The following is a 17417-nucleotide window of genomic DNA, read 5'->3' on the forward strand; positions in this document are numbered from 1 at the left end:
TGGCGGCGGGCTTTAGCCGTTATTCCGCCAACGTGCGAAGATTGCCGTTGGCAGCAGGCGACCTTCCCGTTCATCCTGAGCCTGTCGAAGGGCGTCCTCGCGGACCGAGAGGTCGCCGTGCTCGATGGTGCCGGGCAGGTCGCGGAACAGTTCTTCCATCAGCCCGGCCAGCGCGAGCGAGGACATACGCACGGCATAGACGGTGAGGAACAGGAACTTGCTGTCGTCGTCCAGAAGCTGGCGGCAATCGGCGAGCAGGCCGGGCAGGTTCTCTTCCAGCCGCCACGTTTCGCCAGTCGGCCCGCGACCGAACTTCGGCGGATCGAGGATGATGCCGTCATACCGCTTGCCCCGTCGCACTTCGCGCGCGGTGAACTTGGCGGCATCGTCGATCAGCCAGCGGACCGGGCGATCCTCCAGCCCGGCCAGCGCAGCGTTCTCGCGCGCCTGACCGACCGACTTCTTCGAGGCATCGACATGCGTCACCGGGCCATGCGCCGAAAGCGCCAGCGTGCCGACGCCGGTATAGCCGAACAGGTTCAGCGTATTGGCATCGTCGCGGCCGGCGAGCATCTCGCGCATCCAGTCCCACACCGGCGCCATGTCGGGGAAGAAGCCGAGATGGCGGAACGGCGTGCACTGGGCGGTGAAGCGGACTTCGTTCCACGCCAGCGGCCAGCCATCGCGCGGCACCGGCTTGTCGAACTGCCAGCGGCCACCACCGTCTTCGTCCGAGCCGGGCACGAATTCGCCGTGCGCGTCCCAGTTTTCAAGGCGCGGCGTCCACATCGCCTGCGGTTCGGGGCGCACGAAGCGGTGGTCGCCATAGCGCTCCAGCTTGCGGCCGTGGCCCGAATCGACAAGGCCGTAATCGTCCCAGCCCTCTCCGGCGAGGATGACGGGCTGGGTCTCCAGGCGTGCCATCAGATCTTCGGGCTCGCGTGCTGGGCCACGAAATCGGCGATCGATTCGTAGTCGCCGGTCAGGTCGACGCACTTCTCTTCACGCTCGAACAAGTCGCCGACGCGCGCGGGCAGGCCCGAGCGCTGGCCGGTGGCGCGTTCGACGGCGTCGGGGAACTTGGCCGGATGCGCGGTTGCCAGCGTGACGACCGGGATGCTCGCGTCGATACCTGCCGTGCGGGCGGCGAAGAGACCACAAGCAGTGTGCGGATCGATCAGTTCGCCGCAATTCTCCCAGGCCCAGCGGATGGTCGATGCCATTTCGTCGGCATCCGTGCGGGCGGACGAGAACAGCGCGGCCGCGCCTTCACGCTGCGCGTTGGTCAGTTGCATGGCCTTGGTCGCTTCGAACCCGGCCATCTGCTCGGCCAGCGCCTTGCCGTCGCGACCATTGAGGTCGAACAGCAGGCGTTCGAAGTTCGAGGAGACCTGAATGTCCATCGAAGGGGCGGCGGTCGGCGTGACGGTGCCCTGCGAGTAGTCGCCCTCCGCCAGCGCGCGGTGGAGGATGTCGTTAACGTTGGTGGCAACGATCAGCTTCTCGACCGGCAGGCCCATCTGCGCGGCGACATAGCCAGCGAAGACATCGCCGAAGTTGCCGGTCGGCACCGAGAAGGCGACCTTGCGATGCGGCGCGCCTAGCTGGAGCCCGGCGGCGAAGTAGTAAACCACTTGCGCCATCAGGCGGGCCCAGTTGATCGAGTTCACCGCGCCGATGGCGAAGCGGTCGGTCATCGCCTTGTCGTTGAACATGCGCTTCACGGTGGCCTGCGCGTCGTCGAACGAGCCTTCGATGGCGATGTTGTGGACGTTGGGCGCCAAGACCGTGGTCATCTGGCGGCGCTGCACGTCGGACACGCGGCCCGTGGGGTGCAGCATGAAGATATCGACCTTGGCACGGCCCGCCACCGCGTCGATCGCGGCCGAGCCGGTGTCGCCCGAAGTCGCGCCGACGATGGTCAGGTTGCGCTCCGAACGGCCGAGGAATTCCTCGAACAGCAGGCCCAGCAGTTGCAGTGCCACGTCCTTGAACGCCAGCGTCGGGCCGTGAAACAGTTCCAGCACCCACTGCTGCTCGTCCAGCTGCTTAAGCGGCGTCACCGCCTTGTGCGCGAATCGGCCGTAGGCCTGGGTGGTCAGTTCCAGCAGGCGGTCATAAGTCAGGCTGCCCTCGACGAAGGGGAACATGATCTTCGCGGCCAGCTCGGCATAGGGCAGCCCCGCCATCGCGGCGATCTCTTCCGCCGAAAAGCGCGGCCACTCGCGCGGCACGTAGAGGCCGCCGTCCGAAGCGAGACCGGCGAGCGTGGCGCCTTCGAAGTCGAGCGCCGGTGCGCTGCCGCGGGTGCTGATATAATCCATGGGGCGCGGTTAGCCGGAGGGGGGCGAAATGAAAAGCCTGTCGTTGGGCTGACGCGCGAACAATTCCTAAAGGGGGGCGTAGTTCGGCGGTTAGTCGAATGGAGCAAAGACTCAAACGGGACGCGCGGAACTGTGTCTCAAGCACTTCGTCGCTACCGCGAAGGCGGGGGGCCCGCTTCCTTCTCGCAACGCCAGCAAAGAAAAGCGGGATCCGCCAAGTTCACAAACGAAGTGCAACACCAGGTTATGGTGTTGTCATGGGAAGAGCTTACGAACAGCTTGATCTGGAAGAGCGGTGTACGATTGCCCGTCTTCATGAAGACGGGCAATCACTGCGCCAGATCGCGGCAGCTCTGGATCGCTCGGCATCGACGATCTTTCGGGAGCTGAAGCGCAACAGCGGCAGCACGGTGGGCTATCGGCCCGGCTATGCGCAAGAGCAGGCGCGCGCCCGGCGCTGGTCGGGCATGCGCCTCGAACGCGATCAGGCCTTGCGCGAGGGCGTGCTGGGCCGCCTCGCGGCCGGCTGGTCACCCGAGCAGATCGCCGGCCGCATGGCCCGCGAGGCCGGCGTGCGTATCATCAGTCACGAGAGCATCTATCGCTTCATCCATGCCCAGATCAGGCGGACGAACGATCGATCATGGCGCCATTATCTGCCCCGCGCCAAGGCCCGCCGCGGATGGCGCCGCAAGCCCGGCGGATCCTCGGTCCGCTTCATCGCCAAGCGCCAACCCATCGCCATGCGCCCGGACGAGGCCGCGGATCGGTCCCGGCCCGGCCACTGGGAGGCCGACTTCATGCTCTTCGCCCGATACGGCCAGGCCATCCTCGTCGCCCATGAACGCTCCTCGCGCTACACCCTGATCTGCCATCCGCCCGACCGAAAGGCCCGGCGCACCGCCGACCTGCTCGCCGCCATGCTGCGGCCCTGGCCCGACGCCTTGCGCCAAACCCTGACCCTCGACAACGGCACCGAGTTTGCACAGCACCACAGGTTGCACCGTCTCGGCATCGATACGTTCTTCTGCGACCCCCACGCCCCATGGCAAAAGGGCGGCGTCGAAAACGCCATCGGCCGCCTCAGACGCGACCTGCCGCGCAAGACCAACATCGAGGATCTCTCGCCTGCCCACTTTGAGGACATCATCCAACGCTACAACAATACACCGCGAAAATGCCTCGACTTCAAAACACCCGCCGAGGCATGCTCTCTTCAACCGTTGCACTTCGAATGTGAATCCACATCCCCGCCTTCGCGGGGATGACGAAGAGAGACGTTAGAGGCCGCGAACTTTGACGCGCTTACTTCCGCCCTCGCTTCACTAAGGCCAGCGCGTAGATCACCAGCGCCGTTGCCGCGAAGAAGAACCACTGCACGGCATAGGCGAAGTGATTGTTGGGAATTTCGGAAGGGTCCGGAATGGCATTGGCCTCCAGCCCCGCAACCGGCGGCGCGGCCACCAGACGAGGGCCCGGGGCGATCACGCCGTGGAGAGTGCCGCCCGACCAGTCCCCCCCCGCCATCGGCAAGCGCGACCAGCCCAGCACGATGAGCGCCTTCGAACCATCGGCCAGCGTGCATTCGGCGGTCTGCGCCATGCCCGATTCGCCCTTGGCATTGCGACCGGCCATGCTGGAGCGATTGGCCGCGCGCACGCAGTCGATGCGGGCGCGGCGGTAGAGCAGGTCTTTCTGCCCTGCCGCATCGCGCGGCCACGATACTTCGGCAGTCATCGTCTGCGCCGCGGCATAGTGCGCGAGCAGCGATTCCTTCTCGTCGAGACGGCGGAGCTGCCAGAACCCAAGCCAGATCATCAGTGCGACGGCAGCGGCGACGACCAGCGTCGGCAGGATCGGAATGCGAGGCAAGTCAGTCTTCCTTGATGCGACCCTCGCCAGCCCGGCAGCGAAATTCGGCGCCGGACAGTCAGGCTATGGCAATGCACAAACCGGCGATTACGAGCATCGCCCACCCCTGTCTCCGTCCCGCATGGGGAGCAGAGACCGAAAAGGGCAGCCGAAGCGGTGTCCGGCTGCCCTTGAGGATTCGGTCACGGGGCCGCGACCCCGTGCGAAATCGAATGATCGCCTGCGGCCATCAGTGCGTCGGGTGGCCCCAATTGCCCCAGACGTAGATCGCCACGAAGAGGAACAGCCACACGACGTCGACGAAGTGCCAGTACCAGGCGGCCGCCTCGAAGCCGAAGTGCTGACGCGGGGTGAAGTCACCCTTGTACGAACGCACAAGGCACACGATCAGCATGATGGTGCCGACGATGACGTGGAAGCCGTGGAACCCGGTCGCCATGTAGAACACCGAGCCATAGGTGTTCTGACCGAAGGCGAACGGCGCGTGGATATATTCGTAAGCCTGGATCGAGGTGAACAGCAGGCCCAGCAGCACGGTGGCCCAGAGGCCCTTCTTGAGCCCGTCGCGATCGCCGTGGATCAGCGCGTGATGCGCCCAGGTGACCGTGGTGCCCGAGCAGAGCAGGATCAACGTATTGAGCAGCGGCAGGTCGAACGGATCCATCACCGCTTCGATCGCCTTTGGCGGCCACTGGCCACCGACCACCTCGGCAATAGTCGAGGGGAACAGCGAGAAGTTGAAGAAGGCCCAGAACCAGCCGACGAAGAACATCACTTCCGAAGCGATGAACAGGATCATGCCGTAGCGCTGGTGAAGCTGCACGACCGGCGTGTGATCGCCGGCGTGGGCTTCGTTGACGATCTTGGAGAACCACGAGAACATCGAGGCCAGCAGGATCGCAAGACCCAGCCACGGCACGAAAGCGCCGCCGGGCATCTTGTGCATGAACAGCACCATGCCCGAAGTGAAGGTGAGTGCACCGATCGTGGTAGCCAGCGGCGCGATGTCCGGCGGAAGAATGTGGTAATCGTGGTTCTTGGTACCGGCCATGGCGCCTTCGTCCCCGTTGCTCGAATCTGCCTGTTCGAATCTGTCCGGGGACTTGTGTCGTCCCCGTCATTTATTGTTCGTTGAAGGCCTTAACCGCCCGTCTGCTTGCGGTCCAGTGCCTTTGCATCGCTCCCCGCGTCGGCAACGCCGGTCACGTGGAAGGTGTAACTGAGCGTGATCTGCTGCACGTCCTTGTTGTCGGGGTCCTTCAGGATTCCCGGATCGACGTAGTAGATCACCGGCATCTTCACGCCCTCACCGGGCTGAAGCGTCTGTTCGGTGAAGCAGAAGCACTGAATCTTGTTGAAGTACCGCGCCGCCTGCTCGGGCTCCACATTAAAGCTGGCAGTGCCGGTTATGACCTTGTTGGAATTGTTTTTGGCCCAGAAAAGCGCCATATCGCGCTCTCCGATGGTCACCGTGTCGGTGCGCTGGAGCGGCCTGAAATCCCAGGGCATGCCGCGCTCGACATTGGCGTCGAAGCGGATCGACATGGTCTTGTCGGTCACCTGGACCAGCGCCGCCTGGGCCTCGTCCACGCGGCGGGTGGTGCCGTCATACCCGGTCACCTGACAGAAGATCCGGTAGAGCGGTACCGAGGCGAACCCCAGCCCCAGCATCCCCACAGCCATCGACAGGGCGATAAACGCGATGCGACGGTTGCTGCGCGTCGCGGTTCCCGCCTGACCGGATGCCGTGTCGGTGCCCATCAGCCCATCTTCGCGATGGAAATGAAGAACACCAGTACCACGAAGGCCGCTAGACCGAGACCCAGCACCCGGTTGCGGCTCTTGCGGATTTGCTCCGGCGTGCGCGCATCAGCCTCCTTCGTATCGGAAAGGCTGGTCTTCGAGTCCGGCTGGGTCGATTCTGTCATGCTGGATCTTTCACAGGGCGATGAAGCGATCGACCACCAGCGCCGCGAAGAGCGCGAAGAGGTAGAGCACCGAATAGGCGAAAAGCTGCTTCTCAGGCTTCATCGTATCCTCGGCGCCGCTGCGTTCGCGCAGGCCGACCCGGATCGAGAGCGCAAGGAACAGGCTGGACAGCACAAGGGCCGAAATGCCGTAGATCGCGTGCGTGCCGCCGATCCACCAGGGCAGGACCGAAAGCGGCAACAGCAGGGCTGCATAGAGCAGGATCTGGCGGCGCGTGGCCTTCTCGCCCGCGACCACCGGCATCATCGGGATGCCGACTTTGGCGTAGTCGCTCTTCACGAAGAGCGCGAGCGCCCAGAAGTGCGGCGGGGTCCAGAAGAAGATGATGGCGAACAGCAGCACCGGCATCAGCGTGACGTGGCCGGTCACCGCCACCCAGCCGATCAGCGGCGGGAAGGCGCCGGCGCCGCCGCCGATGACGATGTTCTGCGGCGTGCGCGGCTTCAGCCAGATCGTGTAGACGACGGCATAGTAGAAAATCGAGATGGCCAGGATCGCGGCGGGCAGCCAGCCGACCGCAAAGCCCATCAGGAACACGGACGCGGCGCAAAGCACGCCCGCGAAATCGCGCGCCGTGGTGCGGTCGAGCCGGCCTTGCGGCAGCGGGCGCTTGGCGGTGCGCTTCATCCCGGCGTCAAGGTCGGCTTCCCACCACTGGTTGAGCGCGGCGGCACCGCCGGCGCCCATGGCGATGCAGAGGATCGCGGTGAAGGCGATGACGGGGTGAATGCGCTCGGGCGCGGCAAGCAGCCCGCAGAGGCCGGTGAAGATCACAAGGCTCATGACCCGCGGCTTGGTCAGCGCGATAAGATCGCGCCAATCGGCGGGGAGCGGCTTTTCGATGGTCGAATTGGGACTCGTGGTAGTCATGATTTCTGGCCCATACACCCGCAAGCGCCGCAAAAGCGAGGCCCTGCAAAAGCCGCCGCCCGCAGGCGTCGTCCCGGACCGGGTCCGGGACGACAGGGATCAGATCAGTGGTGCACCGTATCGCCGATGACGGGAAGCGTCTCGAACTGGTGGTACGGCGGCGGGCTGGTGAGCGTCCACTCAAGCGTGGTCGCACCTTCGCCCCAGTAGTTGTCTTCGGCCTTCTTGCCGGCGACGAAGGCATAGATGATGTTCACGAACCAGACGCCGATGCTGACCGCCATCACCATGTAGCCGATCGTGGCAACGTGGTTCCAGTGCGCATAAGCCTCTGCATAGTCAGGATAACGGCGCGGCATGCCCTGGAGACCCAGGAAGTGCATCGGGAAGAAGATCATGTTCACGCCGACGAAGAAGATCCAGAAATGGACGTGGGCGAGGAACTCGGAATGCATCCGCCCGCTCATCTTCGGGAACCAGTAGTAGAACCCGGCGAAGAGCGCGGTGACGGCACCCAGCGACAGCACGTAGTGGAAGTGGGCGACCACGTAATACGTGTCATGCAGCACGTCGTCGACGCCGCCGTTCGCCAGGACCACGCCGGTCACGCCGCCGACGGTGAAGAGGAAGATGAAGCCGATCGCCCAGACCATCGGGCTCTTGAACTCGACCGAACCGCCCCACATCGTCGCGATCCACGAGAAGATCTTAATGCCGGTGGGCACCGCGATGACCATGGTCGCCGCCGTGAAGTACATCTTCGTGTTCACCGACATGCCAGTGGCGTACATGTGGTGGGCCCAGACGATGAAGCCGACCACGCCGATCGCGACCATGGCGTAGGCCATGCCGAGGTAGCCGAACACCGGCTTCTTCGAGAAGGTCGAGACGATCTGCGAGATGATGCCGAAGCCCGGCAGGATCATGATGTAGACTTCGGGGTGACCGAAGAACCAGAACAGGTGCTGATAGAGCACCGGATCACCGCCACCGGCCGGATCGAAGAAGGTGGTGCCGAAGTTGCGGTCGGTCAGGAGCATGGTGATGGCGGCGGCGAGCACCGGCAGCGCCAGCAGCAGCAGGAACGCGGTGACCAGCACCGACCACACGAACAGCGGCATCTTGTGCATGGTCATGCCGGGGGCACGCATGTTGAAGATGGTGGTGATGAAGTTGATCGCGCCCATGATCGAGCCGGCACCGGCAAGGTGCAGCGCGAAAATGCCGAAGTCGACGGCGGGCCCGACCGAGCCGGACGTGGAGAGCGGCGCATAGACCGTCCAGCCCGTACCCGCGCCCATGCCCGTGCCGCCCGGCACGAAGGCCGAGAACATCAGCGAGCAGAAGCCCGCCACGGTCAGCCAGAACGAGATGTTGTTCATGCGCGGGAACGCCATGTCCGGCGCGCCGATCATCAGCGGCACGAACCAGTTGCCGAAACCGCCGATCATCGCCGGCATGACCATGAAGAACACCATGATCAGGCCGTGCGCGGTGATCAGCACGTTCCACATGTGCAGCGTGGCGTTGAAGTCCGAAGGATTGTCACCCACCAGCTTGGCGAAGAAGCCCAGGTACTGAATGCCCGGCTGGGCAAGCTCGGCACGCATGATGCCCGAGACGGCACCACCGATGACCCCCGCGAAGATCGCGAAGATCAGGTACATCGTGCCGATGTCCTTGTGGTTGGTGGACATGAACCAGCGCGCGAAGAACGCCGGTTTGTGATCGTGATCCGCGTGGCCGTGCTCGTCGCCGTGGGCCTGGAAATGTTCTGCGGTGGTTGCCATGTTCGGGACCCTGTCCTTCAATTCGCTCTTATTCGGCAGCTGCGGTGGCGGTTTCGGCGGCGGCAGGCGCCTCCGAGGCCTCTGCCGTGGCGGCAGGAGCAGGCGTTGCGGCGGCCGCGGCAGCAGGTGCGGCGGCCGGCTTCGCCTGGCCATCGATCACGCCGCCGGCGTGCGTGAGGACCCAGGCATCGTATTGCGGGCGGGGCAGCGCCTCTACCGCGATCGGCATGTAGCCGTGCTTGGCACCGCACAGTTCGGAGCACTGGCCGTAGTAGACGCCCGGCTTCTCGACGAAGAGCACCTTCTCGTTGATGCGGCCCGGAACGGCGTCAAGCTTGAACCAGAGCGAGGGAACCGCGAACGAGTGGATCACGTCGGCCGCCGTGATCTGGAGGCGAATCGGTTCGCCCACCGGCACCACCATGCGATTGTCGACCTCAAGGTGCGAGGGACCGTCCCAAGGCTTGGAACCGACTTCGCGCACGCCGTTGTTGATGGTTGGCTGGCCGGGGATGTTGAGCATGTCCGAAACGACTTCGAAATCGCCGTTATCGGGATAGCCGTAAGTCCAGAACCACTGGTTGCCGGTGATCTTGACAGTCAGCGCGCCCTTGGGGGCCGGCTTGTACTGCTTGGCGATGAGATCGATCGAGGGGACCGCAATGCCGATCAGGATCAGCACCGGGAACAGCGTCCACACCACTTCGAGAATGGTGTTGTGGCTGGTTTTCGAAGGCACGGGATTGGCGCGGCGGTTGAAGCGCACGGCAATGATCAGCAGCAGAAGCAGCACGAAAATGGTGATCACGGTGATGATCGGCATCAACACGATGTCGTGCATCCACGCGCCATATTCGCCAAGCTTCGAGAACTGCGGCTGAAGCCCGATGGCGCCGGGAACCGGCATGCCGATACCCGGAGTCGGCTTCATCGGCGTGTAACCCGCGACGGGGGCCGCAGCTTCCGCCGCAAGCGCGGGAATGCTGGCTGCCACACAAAATGCCGCGGCAGATGCCGAAAATGCCAGTTTCAGTGCCTTTGCAGCCTCTCCCCGATTACGAACGGTGCCCCAATTACGAACGGTCTTGCCCAATGTCATGGATTCAGCGCTTTCCCGTTTCTTATTCGCGCCAGAGACTCGTCTCAGTGAGTCGCCTCCCAAGCGCGCACCCCTGTTGCGGAGGCTTTTTGCCCCCCTTCTGCGGGGGCTATACGCGCGCTTGCCGCGTGTCTCAAGCGCCTCTAGGGGATTTTCGCTCCCGTATGACGCGATATCGCGCATGAACATTGCAAATTGCACCAAAGGATTACGCCCCGATGCAGGAAGAAGAAGTCCTCGCCGAGTTCCGCGCCAGCAAGGCCTTGCTTGAGGGGCATTTCCTGCTTTCCTCGGGCCGTCACAGTGCGCATTACCTCCAGTGCGCGCGCGTTCTGATGAACCCCGACCGGGCGGCGCGACTCGCCGTCGCCCTTGCCGCAAAACTCCCCCACGATATTCGCAGGGCGATCAACAAAGTGGTTTCGCCGGCCATGGGCGGCGTCATCATCGGCCAGGAAATGGGCCGCGCGCTTCAGGTCGATGCGATGTTCGTCGAGCGCCCGACCGGCACTTTCGAGCTTCGCCGCGGCTTTTCGCTCGAACCGGGCGACAAGGTGCTAATGGTCGAGGACGTGGTGACCACCGGCCTTTCCAGCCGCGAAGCGATCAAGGCGATCGAGGAAGCCGGCGGCGAAGTGCTCGCGGCAGTGTCCCTGGTCGACCGTTCGGGCGGCTCGGTGGACCTGGGCGTGCCTTACTTCCCGCTCGTCGCGCTCAATTTCCCGACGTACGCGCCCGATGAACTGCCGCCCGAACTGGCCGCCACCCAGGCCGTCAAGCCCGGCAGCCGCGCCCAGCCCTGACCATCTGTTCCGTGGCCCGGACGAAGGACCGTACCGGCGCATTTTTCGGCATCGATCGTGCTGCCTGTCGGACCGCCATCGCCCCTGCGATTTCGGTCCGACAGGCTACGGAACCGGAAACGACGCAGCGAAACGCAAGGATGTGTTGCCCGCACCGGCCATCCCAATTATCTGCTGCCATGCACCGCGCGCGGCAATCCTGCTCTCGCGCCACCGTCCCGCAAATATCGCGATCCCGGATATCCCGGGGGCTTGCCGATTGACGTGTTTTCCATGGTGAACTGCCGATGACTTCCGTGCTCAATCCCTCCCGCCTGCGTCTCGGCGTCAATATAGACCATGTGGCCACCATCCGTAACGCACGCGGCGGCTTCCACCCCGATCCCGCCCGCGCGGCCGAGATCGTCGCGGCGGCCGGCGGCGACGGCATCACCGTCCACTTGCGCGAGGATCGTCGCCACATCCGTGACGAGGACCTGGTCCGCGTCGCCGCCGCCACCGGGCTGCCGATCAACCTCGAAATGGCCGCGACCGACGAGATGCTGGAAATCGCGCTGCGCCACCGCCCGCACGCCGCCTGCATCGTGCCCGAACGGCGTGAGGAGCGCACGACCGAGGGCGGACTGGACGCGGCCGGGCAGCACAACCGCCTCGCCCCGATCGTTGCGCGGCTTGCCGACGCGGGCGTGCGCGTGAGCCTGTTCATCGCGCCCGAGCCCCGCCAGATCGAGGCCGCCATGAAGCTCGGCGCCCCGGTGGTGGAGTTTCACACCGGCGAATATGCCCATGCCGAGGGCGAACAGGTCGCGGTCGAACTGCGCCGCATCGTCGACATGGCGGCGCTGGCCGCCAAGAACGGCATCGAGCCACACGCTGGGCACGGCCTCACTTACGACAACGTCCAGCCCATCGCCGCGATTCCACAACTCGCAGAACTCAACATCGGTCACTATCTGATCGGTGAAGCCATTTTCTGCGGGCTGGAGGCGAGTGTGAAGAAGATGCGCGCCCTGATGGACGAAGTGCGGTGATCGTCGGCCTCGGCTCCGACCTCTGCAACATCGAGCGGATCCAGAATTCGCTCGACCGCTACGGCGAACGCTTCCTGAATCGCGTCTTCACCGATGTCGAGCGCGCCAAAGCAGCCCGCCGGCCGCACACCGTGGCGGGCACGCTGGCCAAGCGCTTCGCGGCCAAGGAAGCATTTTCCAAGGCGGTCGGCACCGGTTTCAAGGCCGGGGTCTTCATGAAGGACATCGGCGTCGTCAACGCGCCCTCGGGCGCGCCCACGCTGGCCTTGACGGGCGGTGCGAAAGCGCGGCTCGACGGGATGGTGCCGGCAGGCTACGAGGCCGTCATTCACCTCACACTCACCGATGACCACCCATGGGCCCAGGCCTTCGTCATCATCGAAGCCCGCCCCCTCCCCCAATTCTGATTCGAGTTCTGCGCCCTGGACATGGCCGAAGACTTTCCCGAAACTTCCGCACCCGAACACGCACCCGCTCCACAGAGACCGGCCGACAGGGAAAGGGTGAACTGGCTGCACGAGCTGCGCGGGCTTGCGCTCATGCTGCTGGGTGTGCTGGCGTTCCATTCGCTGATCGCCAAGCCGTTCTACATCCCCTCGATCTCGATGATGCCCAACCTGCTGGTGGGTGACCGGCTGGTCGTGTCCAAGTATCCCTATGGGTGGAACTGGTCCTCGATCAGCTTCCACCTGCTGCCGCGCGGCACCTGGCACTTGTTCGAGCGCACACCCGAATATGGGGACATCGTCATCGTCGTGCCCGGCAACCGCAAGGCCGACCTCATCAAGCGCGTGGTCGCCCTGCCTGGAGACCGGATCGCGGTGATCGACGGGCGCATTCGCATCAACGGCAAGTTCGTGCCCCGCGAAGTGGAACCGCCGGTGCGCATTCCCGCCGACGATGCGCTGCGCTGCGAAGGCGATGCCGAGCCCGGCCACTGCTACGACGGCTTCGAGCACTTCCGCACCCGCCTGCCCAGCGGCAAGGAAGTTTACGAAATGCCAACCTACCGTGAAACCTTGCCGAACGGTGCCCGTTACAATGTAATCGATTATATCGATCAGGAACTGGACAACTATCCGGAGATCAAGGTGCCCGCAGGCCATGTCTTCCTTATGGGTGACGACCGCGACCGCTCGGCGGACAGCCGCGCGCCGTTCGAAACCGATATCTTCGGCCAGCCCGGCGGCGGCCTGGGCGGGCCCGTTCCGCTGACCGACATCGGCGGCCGCGCCGAATTCATCACCTTCTCGCTCGACGGCACGCAGACCTGGAACCCGCTGACCTGGTGGAAGGCCCTTCGCGAGGGCCGCAACTTCTCCAGCCTGCGTCCGCCGATCGACCCAAGCAAGGCCTGGAAATGAGCGGTTCCGGGGGCAACGACGATCCGACAGGGCATGAGAACCGTGCCGGCCCCACTGATATCGCCGATCCCCTGATCCGCACCGAAGCGCGCAAGGCCTTCGTCTGGATCGGCATGACCGCGCTGTTCGCGCTGGTCGTGTTCCTCTCGCAATCGCTGTTGGTGATCTTCGGCGGCGTTGTCGTCGCGGCCCTGATCGATGGCGGCGCGCGGCTCATCGGCAAAGTGCTCAAGATCCCGCGCGGATGGCGGGTGGGCCTGGTCCTGGTGCTGACACTGGCGTTCGCGATCTGGATGGTCCATTTCGCGGGCAGCCAGATCGCCGCGCAGGCCGCCGAACTGCCTGCCACGATCGAGAGCCAGTTCCATCGCGGCCTGCTCTGGCTGCAACGGCATGGCCTGATGCTGCGCGTGACCGATGTGCGCTCGATCGCGCAGGAAGCGATCAGCGGCGTCGGCGGCGGCATCGGACAGGTTACCCGCATGGTCGGCGGCCTCATCGGCGGGTTGACCACGCTGTTCCTGATCCTCGTGCTCGGCATCTACTTCGCGCTGGAGCCTCGGCTCTACCGTCGCGGGGTGGGCTGGATGCTCCCGCAGGAGCGGCGCGGCCATTTCGAGGCGACCGCCGAAGTCATGGGTCAGGCCCTGCGCCGCCTGCTGTTCGGCCGCATGATCGGCATGACCGTCGAGGGGCTGTTCACCTTTTGCATGCTGGAAATCTACGGCGTGCCGATGGCCACACTGCTCGGCCTCATCACTGGCCTGCTGGCCTTCATGCCCAACATCGGTGCGCTGATCTCGGGCCTGCTGATGATCCTGGTGGGCTTCTCGGGCAGCTACGAGATGGGGCTCTACACGATCTTCGTGTACCTGATGATCCACCTGATCGACGGCTACCTGATCGTGCCGCTGATCGCGCGCAAGACCGTGGACCTGCCGCCCGCCCTGGTCCTGGCGGCGCAGCTCATCATGGGCGTGCTGTTCGGCCTGCTGGGCCTTGTGCTGGCCGATCCGCTGGTGGCGATGATCAAGATCTGGCTCGAAAGACAGGCCGCCCGCAACGACGACCTTACCCCCGCTTCCCCGGAGCAGCCGCCCTCACTATGAGGGGGCCGATTTCGCGAAAGGGACGGCCATAATGGCAACAGGGACAGTCATCACCACCGGCGCGCTCGAATTCCGGGACGCGCTGCCGGCGACGGGCGGCGGGCTGCTCGGGCTCGACCTTGGCACCCAGACCATCGGCACCGCCTTCTGCGACGCCGGATGGCGCATCGCCTCGCCGGGAAAGACGCTGAAGCGCGGCAAGTTCGGCGCCGACAAGGCCCTGATGGAAGCGCTCATCGTCGAGCGCTCGATCAAGGGTATCGTCATCGGCCTGCCGCTCAACATGGACGGATCGGAAGGGCCCCGCGCCCAGTCCAGCCGCGCTTATGCCCGTAACCTTGCCGTGCTCGGCCTGCCGATCCTGCTGTGGGACGAGCGCTGGTCGACCACCAGCGCCGAACGCGGGCTGATCGATCAGGACATGAGCCGCGCCAAGCGCGCCACGCGCATCGATTCGGCAGCGGCCGCCGTGATCCTGCAAGGCGCGATCGACGCGCTTTCGGGCGGGATGTTCTGACGCGTCAGCGGCGTTTCGGTGCCGTATCGAAGCGCGCTTCGCCGGTGCGTCCTTTGTTGCGATAAGCGAACCATCCGGCCGCCGTGCTCAGCAGCAGCGTTGCGGTACTCGTGCCCACCGCTGTCGGGACCCGTTCGGGCCAGCCGCTCAGCCACACCATCGCCGTGCATGCGATTCCGCAGAGCATTATGACCAGCGCGCCGCTCCAGTCGATGGATGGCGCTGGGGTCGGGGGACGATCGCCCTTCTCCGCATAGCAGGCAATCGCTCCGGCAAATATGAACAAAGAGGCGCCATCCCGATAGGGCTGCAAGATCGGGACAAGCTCCGGCAGGCGCCAGCCGATGAAGCCGAGCATGAGCCAGGCTCCAAACCCCATCGACCCGACAACCTCGCCCGTCTTGCGGACGCCGCCCCTTGCTCGCTCTAACATCATGACCCCACGCCTCGCTCGCCCTGTTGGCGCTGCGCCTTAGCGACTTGCGCGACCAGTCGGCTGCCCGAGCGCTCCGCCGCCTGCCAGACGCTATCGCGCGCGGCCTGATCGCTCGCTTGGGCCGCCAATGCCTGCCACGCGACAAGGCGCATGCGGTCGCTCGGATGGCTGGTGCCGAAGCGTGTGGCCAGATCGCTTGCCGCTTCGCTGCCAAGCGCGACGGCAATGCGCAGGAAGCTCTCCGAGGGACCGTGGCCGAGCAGATCGGTAATCTCACCGCGCGCCACGTCGAACGTGTGGTGGCTGCCCCAGCCTTGCGCGGGATCGGTGTGGACGAGATCGATGGAGACCGACAGCGTCTCGGGCGCATCGCGCAGAAGGACGTCGCGGCGCGCGCGGTAATGGATCAGGCGCCCTTCATCGAGCGGGCCCCGCCCCACCAACTTCAGCGCGACCTGCTCGCCGACATGGCCGATCACCGCCTCGGGATCGTATTCATAGTCCTCGCCAAGGTAGCCCGGCCCGAAATAGCCGAGCGACAGCACGTCGCTCGCAAAATCCTGCGCTTCGCCATATCCGCAGGCGGTAGGCCCACTGGCGCGATACGCAGCCTCGCGCGGGGACGGCCAGATGCGTGCCCGGATCGAGAAATCGCCCCGGCCCGGCGGCACCAGCATCACCACCTGCGGCCCGGCGCCGACGAGCCCTTCGGCATCGGCGGGAACCGGCGCCAGCCCTGCGAGCAGGTCCACCAGCACATCGCCCAGAAACTGCCGGTCGTTGCCGAGCCGCTGCAACCAGTTCGCGGCATGCGAGAGGTTGATATCGTCTTCCGGATCGAAGCCCCAGACCGCCAGCGCTTCCGCGCATTCCGCAAGCGAGGCCGCCGTCGGGTCCCGCCGCGTCATTACCCGCGCCATTGCGCCACCTTCTCCAGTTCCGGCCATTCGTCGATCAGATCGCGCTGAAGCCCCCGGGCAGCCGCACCCAGCACCTCGTCCTCACCGCCGGCAAGCTCGCCCAGCAGCACCAGTCCGGCGCGGGTATCGAGCCCCAGCACCGCACGCAGCGCCGACCAGCGCAAGGAGACAGGCGCCGAACCGGTAACGATCCGCGCCAGCGCCGGCACCGCATCGCGCCGCCCCTGCGCCACCAGCACGGCAATCGCCAGTTCCAGCCGGCTGTCCTCTGCCCGCGCCGCCGCCCGGTGGAGCAGGGCACCATCTTCGAGCCGGAATTCGTGCACCGTATCGGGCACGCGAAGCTGCCGTTGGAGGCGCAGGACTACCAGCGCGCCATCCGCCGCCCGCATCTGCAAACCCTCACACCAGCCGTCTCGCTTGAGCATCACGCCCGGGCGCAGATCGACTTCGGCGCGTTGCAGGGGGGCAAGATATTCGGTGTCCCGCGTCACGCGCTCTGCCGTGCCTGTGCCGGCAAGAACCCGCACCCAAGTCTCGATGGGCGCAAATTCGGCGCTGTGCGGGTTGGGCTGCCCGGCCAGCGCAGCGCCGTCATAGACCGTGATCGCGAGACTTGCGATGCCATCCCGTGCCAGCAACAGCGTATGCGATGTTTTCCGGCGCGCGTGGCGAAGGGGAAGCTGCCCCAGCGGGCTCCGGGCAAGGCCGTTCACCGCGCCGTCCACCAGACCGCCGATCACATCGCCGGCAATCGCTGCATCACCGCCGAACAATCCGGCCAGCGGTCGGCAGTCGCCCATTGCCGCGCCCCGCGCAAATTCGCCCAGCGCGGCGAGTATCGGTGCCGCCGCCTCGCTCGATCGCCATTGCGCCAGCACAGCCGACAGCTGTCGCTGACCGCTTTCCCAGTCTGTATCTTCCGTTGTGAAACCTGACATGACCGTACAGAATCGCCCCGCGTCGTCGCGCTCAGGCGCCGGGGTGGAACTCGTAGAGGCAGGCCAGCAGTTCCGCCTGATTGTCGTCCAGCGAATGCAGCCGCGACGCATCGGCGAGCGAGCCGAACAGGCCCGTCAATCGATCAAGCTCGGGAATCCGGGAAATATCGATGTGCGGCAAGGTCGTTCCCGCCGTCGTGATCCCCCGTGATGTGGTCTGCTGCAAGTTGTCCCCCTTGGCGTGATGGCTTGGGCATTAACTGGACAAAGGTGCCGCACTCAGACGCTCAACGTGAATTAATTCCCTGCAATTGTAAAAGGATAATTGCCAAAGCGCCGCCGTGTAACCGCT

Annotated in this window: 20 protein-coding genes; 7 read left to right on the forward strand and 13 right to left on the reverse strand. The window is 65.1% G+C overall.

What is annotated here, in order from left to right; all coding sequences use genetic code 11:
* Positions 1 to 12: 12 nt before the first annotated feature.
* The gene (locus AC1VVK_RS07665) at positions 13 to 924 is read right to left on the reverse strand and encodes a class I SAM-dependent methyltransferase (protein ID WP_482904996.1); all 912 of its coding nucleotides are present in this window, start codon (positions 922 to 924) and stop codon (positions 13 to 15) included.
* A complete protein-coding gene (gene thrC, locus AC1VVK_RS07670) occupies positions 924 to 2324 on the reverse strand; it encodes a threonine synthase (protein WP_482904997.1) in 1401 nt (466 codons plus the stop codon). Before thrC ends, AC1VVK_RS07665 begins: the two co-directional genes overlap by 1 nt.
* A gap of 257 nt (positions 2325 to 2581) precedes the next feature.
* On the opposite strand from thrC, the gene AC1VVK_RS07675 reads away from it, so the two are divergent.
* Positions 2582 to 3592 carry an IS30 family transposase gene (locus tag AC1VVK_RS07675; protein ID WP_482904998.1) on the forward strand — a complete coding sequence of 337 codons (1011 nt, stop codon included), beginning with the start codon at positions 2582 to 2584 and terminating at the stop codon, positions 3590 to 3592.
* A gap of 37 nt (positions 3593 to 3629) precedes the next feature.
* Here AC1VVK_RS07675 and AC1VVK_RS07680 read toward each other — a convergent pair whose 3' ends face one another.
* The 7 genes from AC1VVK_RS07680 to coxB form a co-directional block, all read right to left on the reverse strand.
* A complete protein-coding gene (locus tag AC1VVK_RS07680) occupies positions 3630 to 4196 on the reverse strand; it encodes an SURF1 family cytochrome oxidase biogenesis protein (RefSeq protein WP_482904999.1) in 567 nt (188 codons plus the stop codon).
* Positions 4197 to 4425: 229 nt separating this feature from the next.
* Positions 4426 to 5247 carry a cytochrome c oxidase subunit 3 gene (locus AC1VVK_RS07685; protein ID WP_132390392.1) on the reverse strand — a complete coding sequence of 274 codons (822 nt, stop codon included), beginning with the start codon at positions 5245 to 5247 and terminating at the stop codon, positions 4426 to 4428.
* Between the two features lie 89 nt (positions 5248 to 5336).
* A complete protein-coding gene (locus AC1VVK_RS07690) occupies positions 5337 to 5957 on the reverse strand; it encodes a cytochrome c oxidase assembly protein (RefSeq protein ID WP_482905000.1) in 621 nt (206 codons plus the stop codon).
* Positions 5957 to 6124 carry a hypothetical protein gene (locus AC1VVK_RS07695; RefSeq protein WP_482905001.1) on the reverse strand — a complete coding sequence of 56 codons (168 nt, stop codon included), beginning with the start codon at positions 6122 to 6124 and terminating at the stop codon, positions 5957 to 5959. Before AC1VVK_RS07695 ends, AC1VVK_RS07690 begins: the two co-directional genes overlap by 1 nt.
* A 10-nt stretch (positions 6125 to 6134) precedes the next feature.
* A complete protein-coding gene (locus AC1VVK_RS07700; RefSeq protein ID WP_132390388.1) occupies positions 6135 to 7055 on the reverse strand; it encodes a heme o synthase in 921 nt (306 codons plus the stop codon).
* A gap of 104 nt (positions 7056 to 7159) precedes the next feature.
* On the reverse strand, positions 7160 to 8845 hold the full coding sequence (gene ctaD, locus AC1VVK_RS07705; RefSeq protein ID WP_132390386.1) for a cytochrome c oxidase subunit I: 1686 nt from the start codon (positions 8843 to 8845) through the stop codon (positions 7160 to 7162).
* 28 nt (positions 8846 to 8873) lie between these two features.
* Entirely contained in the window at positions 8874 to 9944 is a 1071-nt protein-coding gene (coxB, locus tag AC1VVK_RS07710; protein ID WP_482905002.1) for a cytochrome c oxidase subunit II, read from the reverse strand.
* A gap of 218 nt (positions 9945 to 10162) precedes the next feature.
* Between coxB and pyrE the strand changes: the two genes are divergently transcribed.
* The 6 genes from pyrE (at position 10163) to ruvX (ending at position 14768) form a co-directional block, all read left to right on the forward strand.
* On the forward strand, positions 10163 to 10747 hold the full coding sequence (gene pyrE / locus AC1VVK_RS07715) for an orotate phosphoribosyltransferase (protein ID WP_132390382.1): 585 nt from the start codon (positions 10163 to 10165) through the stop codon (positions 10745 to 10747).
* A 287-nt stretch (positions 10748 to 11034) separates the two neighbouring features.
* Positions 11035 to 11778: a pyridoxine 5'-phosphate synthase gene (locus AC1VVK_RS07720; RefSeq protein ID WP_132390380.1), complete on the forward strand. Its 744-nt coding sequence runs from the start codon at positions 11035 to 11037 to the stop codon at positions 11776 to 11778.
* Positions 11775 to 12185 carry a holo-ACP synthase gene (gene acpS, locus AC1VVK_RS07725; RefSeq protein ID WP_482905003.1) on the forward strand — a complete coding sequence of 137 codons (411 nt, stop codon included), beginning with the start codon at positions 11775 to 11777 and terminating at the stop codon, positions 12183 to 12185. The genes AC1VVK_RS07720 and acpS overlap by 4 nt, the downstream gene beginning before the upstream one ends.
* Positions 12186 to 12206: 21 nt before the next feature.
* A complete protein-coding gene (lepB, locus tag AC1VVK_RS07730; RefSeq protein ID WP_482905004.1) occupies positions 12207 to 13142 on the forward strand; it encodes a signal peptidase I in 936 nt (311 codons plus the stop codon).
* The gene (locus AC1VVK_RS07735; protein WP_482905005.1) at positions 13139 to 14251 is read left to right on the forward strand and encodes an AI-2E family transporter; all 1113 of its coding nucleotides are present in this window, start codon (positions 13139 to 13141) and stop codon (positions 14249 to 14251) included. Before lepB ends, AC1VVK_RS07735 begins: the two co-directional genes overlap by 4 nt.
* A gap of 31 nt (positions 14252 to 14282) precedes the next feature.
* Positions 14283 to 14768 (forward strand): Holliday junction resolvase RuvX, encoded by a 486-nt coding sequence (gene ruvX / locus AC1VVK_RS07740; protein WP_132390372.1) that lies wholly within the window; start codon positions 14283 to 14285, stop codon positions 14766 to 14768.
* A 4-nt stretch (positions 14769 to 14772) separates the two neighbouring features.
* On the opposite strand, the gene AC1VVK_RS07745 is transcribed toward ruvX, so the two are convergent.
* The 4 genes from AC1VVK_RS07745 to AC1VVK_RS07760 form a co-directional block, all read right to left on the reverse strand.
* Entirely contained in the window at positions 14773 to 15126 is a 354-nt protein-coding gene (locus tag AC1VVK_RS07745) for a hypothetical protein (protein ID WP_132390370.1), read from the reverse strand.
* Positions 15127 to 15200: 74 nt separating this feature from the next.
* A complete protein-coding gene (locus AC1VVK_RS07750) occupies positions 15201 to 16124 on the reverse strand; it encodes a transposase (protein ID WP_482905006.1) in 924 nt (307 codons plus the stop codon).
* Entirely contained in the window at positions 16112 to 17065 is a 954-nt protein-coding gene (locus tag AC1VVK_RS07755; RefSeq protein WP_482905007.1) for a hypothetical protein, read from the reverse strand. Before AC1VVK_RS07755 ends, AC1VVK_RS07750 begins: the two co-directional genes overlap by 13 nt.
* Positions 17066 to 17096: 31 nt before the next feature.
* Positions 17097 to 17291: a hypothetical protein gene (locus AC1VVK_RS07760; RefSeq protein WP_132390364.1), complete on the reverse strand. Its 195-nt coding sequence runs from the start codon at positions 17289 to 17291 to the stop codon at positions 17097 to 17099.
* Between the last annotated feature and the right edge of the window lie 126 nt (positions 17292 to 17417).

The organism is Novosphingobium sp. BL-S-32, from assembly GCF_056857055.1.

What these genes read in the sequence shown, in the direction of transcription:
- AC1VVK_RS07665 (WP_482904996.1), bottom strand. Translation starts at nt 924, where the DNA reads ATGGCACGCCTGGAGACCCAGCCCGTCATCCTCGCCGGAGAGGGCTGG.
- thrC (WP_482904997.1), bottom strand. Translation starts at nt 2,324, where the DNA reads ATGGATTATATCAGCACCCGCGGCAGCGCACCGGCGCTCGACTTCGAA.
- AC1VVK_RS07675 (WP_482904998.1), top strand. Translation starts at nt 2,582, where the DNA reads ATGGGAAGAGCTTACGAACAGCTTGATCTGGAAGAGCGGTGTACGATT.
- AC1VVK_RS07685 (WP_132390392.1), bottom strand. Translation starts at nt 5,247, where the DNA reads ATGGCCGGTACCAAGAACCACGATTACCACATTCTTCCGCCGGACATC.
- AC1VVK_RS07690 (WP_482905000.1), bottom strand. Translation starts at nt 5,957, where the DNA reads ATGGGCACCGACACGGCATCCGGTCAGGCGGGAACCGCGACGCGCAGC.
- AC1VVK_RS07695 (WP_482905001.1), bottom strand. Translation starts at nt 6,124, where the DNA reads ATGACAGAATCGACCCAGCCGGACTCGAAGACCAGCCTTTCCGATACG.
- AC1VVK_RS07700 (WP_132390388.1), bottom strand. Translation starts at nt 7,055, where the DNA reads ATGACTACCACGAGTCCCAATTCGACCATCGAAAAGCCGCTCCCCGCC.
- ctaD (WP_132390386.1), bottom strand. Translation starts at nt 8,845, where the DNA reads ATGGCAACCACCGCAGAACATTTCCAGGCCCACGGCGACGAGCACGGC.
- coxB (WP_482905002.1), bottom strand. Translation starts at nt 9,944, where the DNA reads ATGACATTGGGCAAGACCGTTCGTAATTGGGGCACCGTTCGTAATCGG.
- pyrE (WP_132390382.1), top strand. Translation starts at nt 10,163, where the DNA reads ATGCAGGAAGAAGAAGTCCTCGCCGAGTTCCGCGCCAGCAAGGCCTTG.
- AC1VVK_RS07720 (WP_132390380.1), top strand. Translation starts at nt 11,035, where the DNA reads ATGACTTCCGTGCTCAATCCCTCCCGCCTGCGTCTCGGCGTCAATATA.
- lepB (WP_482905004.1), top strand. Translation starts at nt 12,207, where the DNA reads ATGGCCGAAGACTTTCCCGAAACTTCCGCACCCGAACACGCACCCGCT.
- AC1VVK_RS07735 (WP_482905005.1), top strand. Translation starts at nt 13,139, where the DNA reads ATGAGCGGTTCCGGGGGCAACGACGATCCGACAGGGCATGAGAACCGT.
- ruvX (WP_132390372.1), top strand. Translation starts at nt 14,283, where the DNA reads ATGGCAACAGGGACAGTCATCACCACCGGCGCGCTCGAATTCCGGGAC.
- AC1VVK_RS07745 (WP_132390370.1), bottom strand. Translation starts at nt 15,126, where the DNA reads ATGCTCGGCTTCATCGGCTGGCGCCTGCCGGAGCTTGTCCCGATCTTG.
- AC1VVK_RS07750 (WP_482905006.1), bottom strand. Translation starts at nt 16,124, where the DNA reads ATGGCGCGGGTAATGACGCGGCGGGACCCGACGGCGGCCTCGCTTGCG.
- AC1VVK_RS07755 (WP_482905007.1), bottom strand. Translation starts at nt 17,065, where the DNA reads ATGTCAGGTTTCACAACGGAAGATACAGACTGGGAAAGCGGTCAGCGA.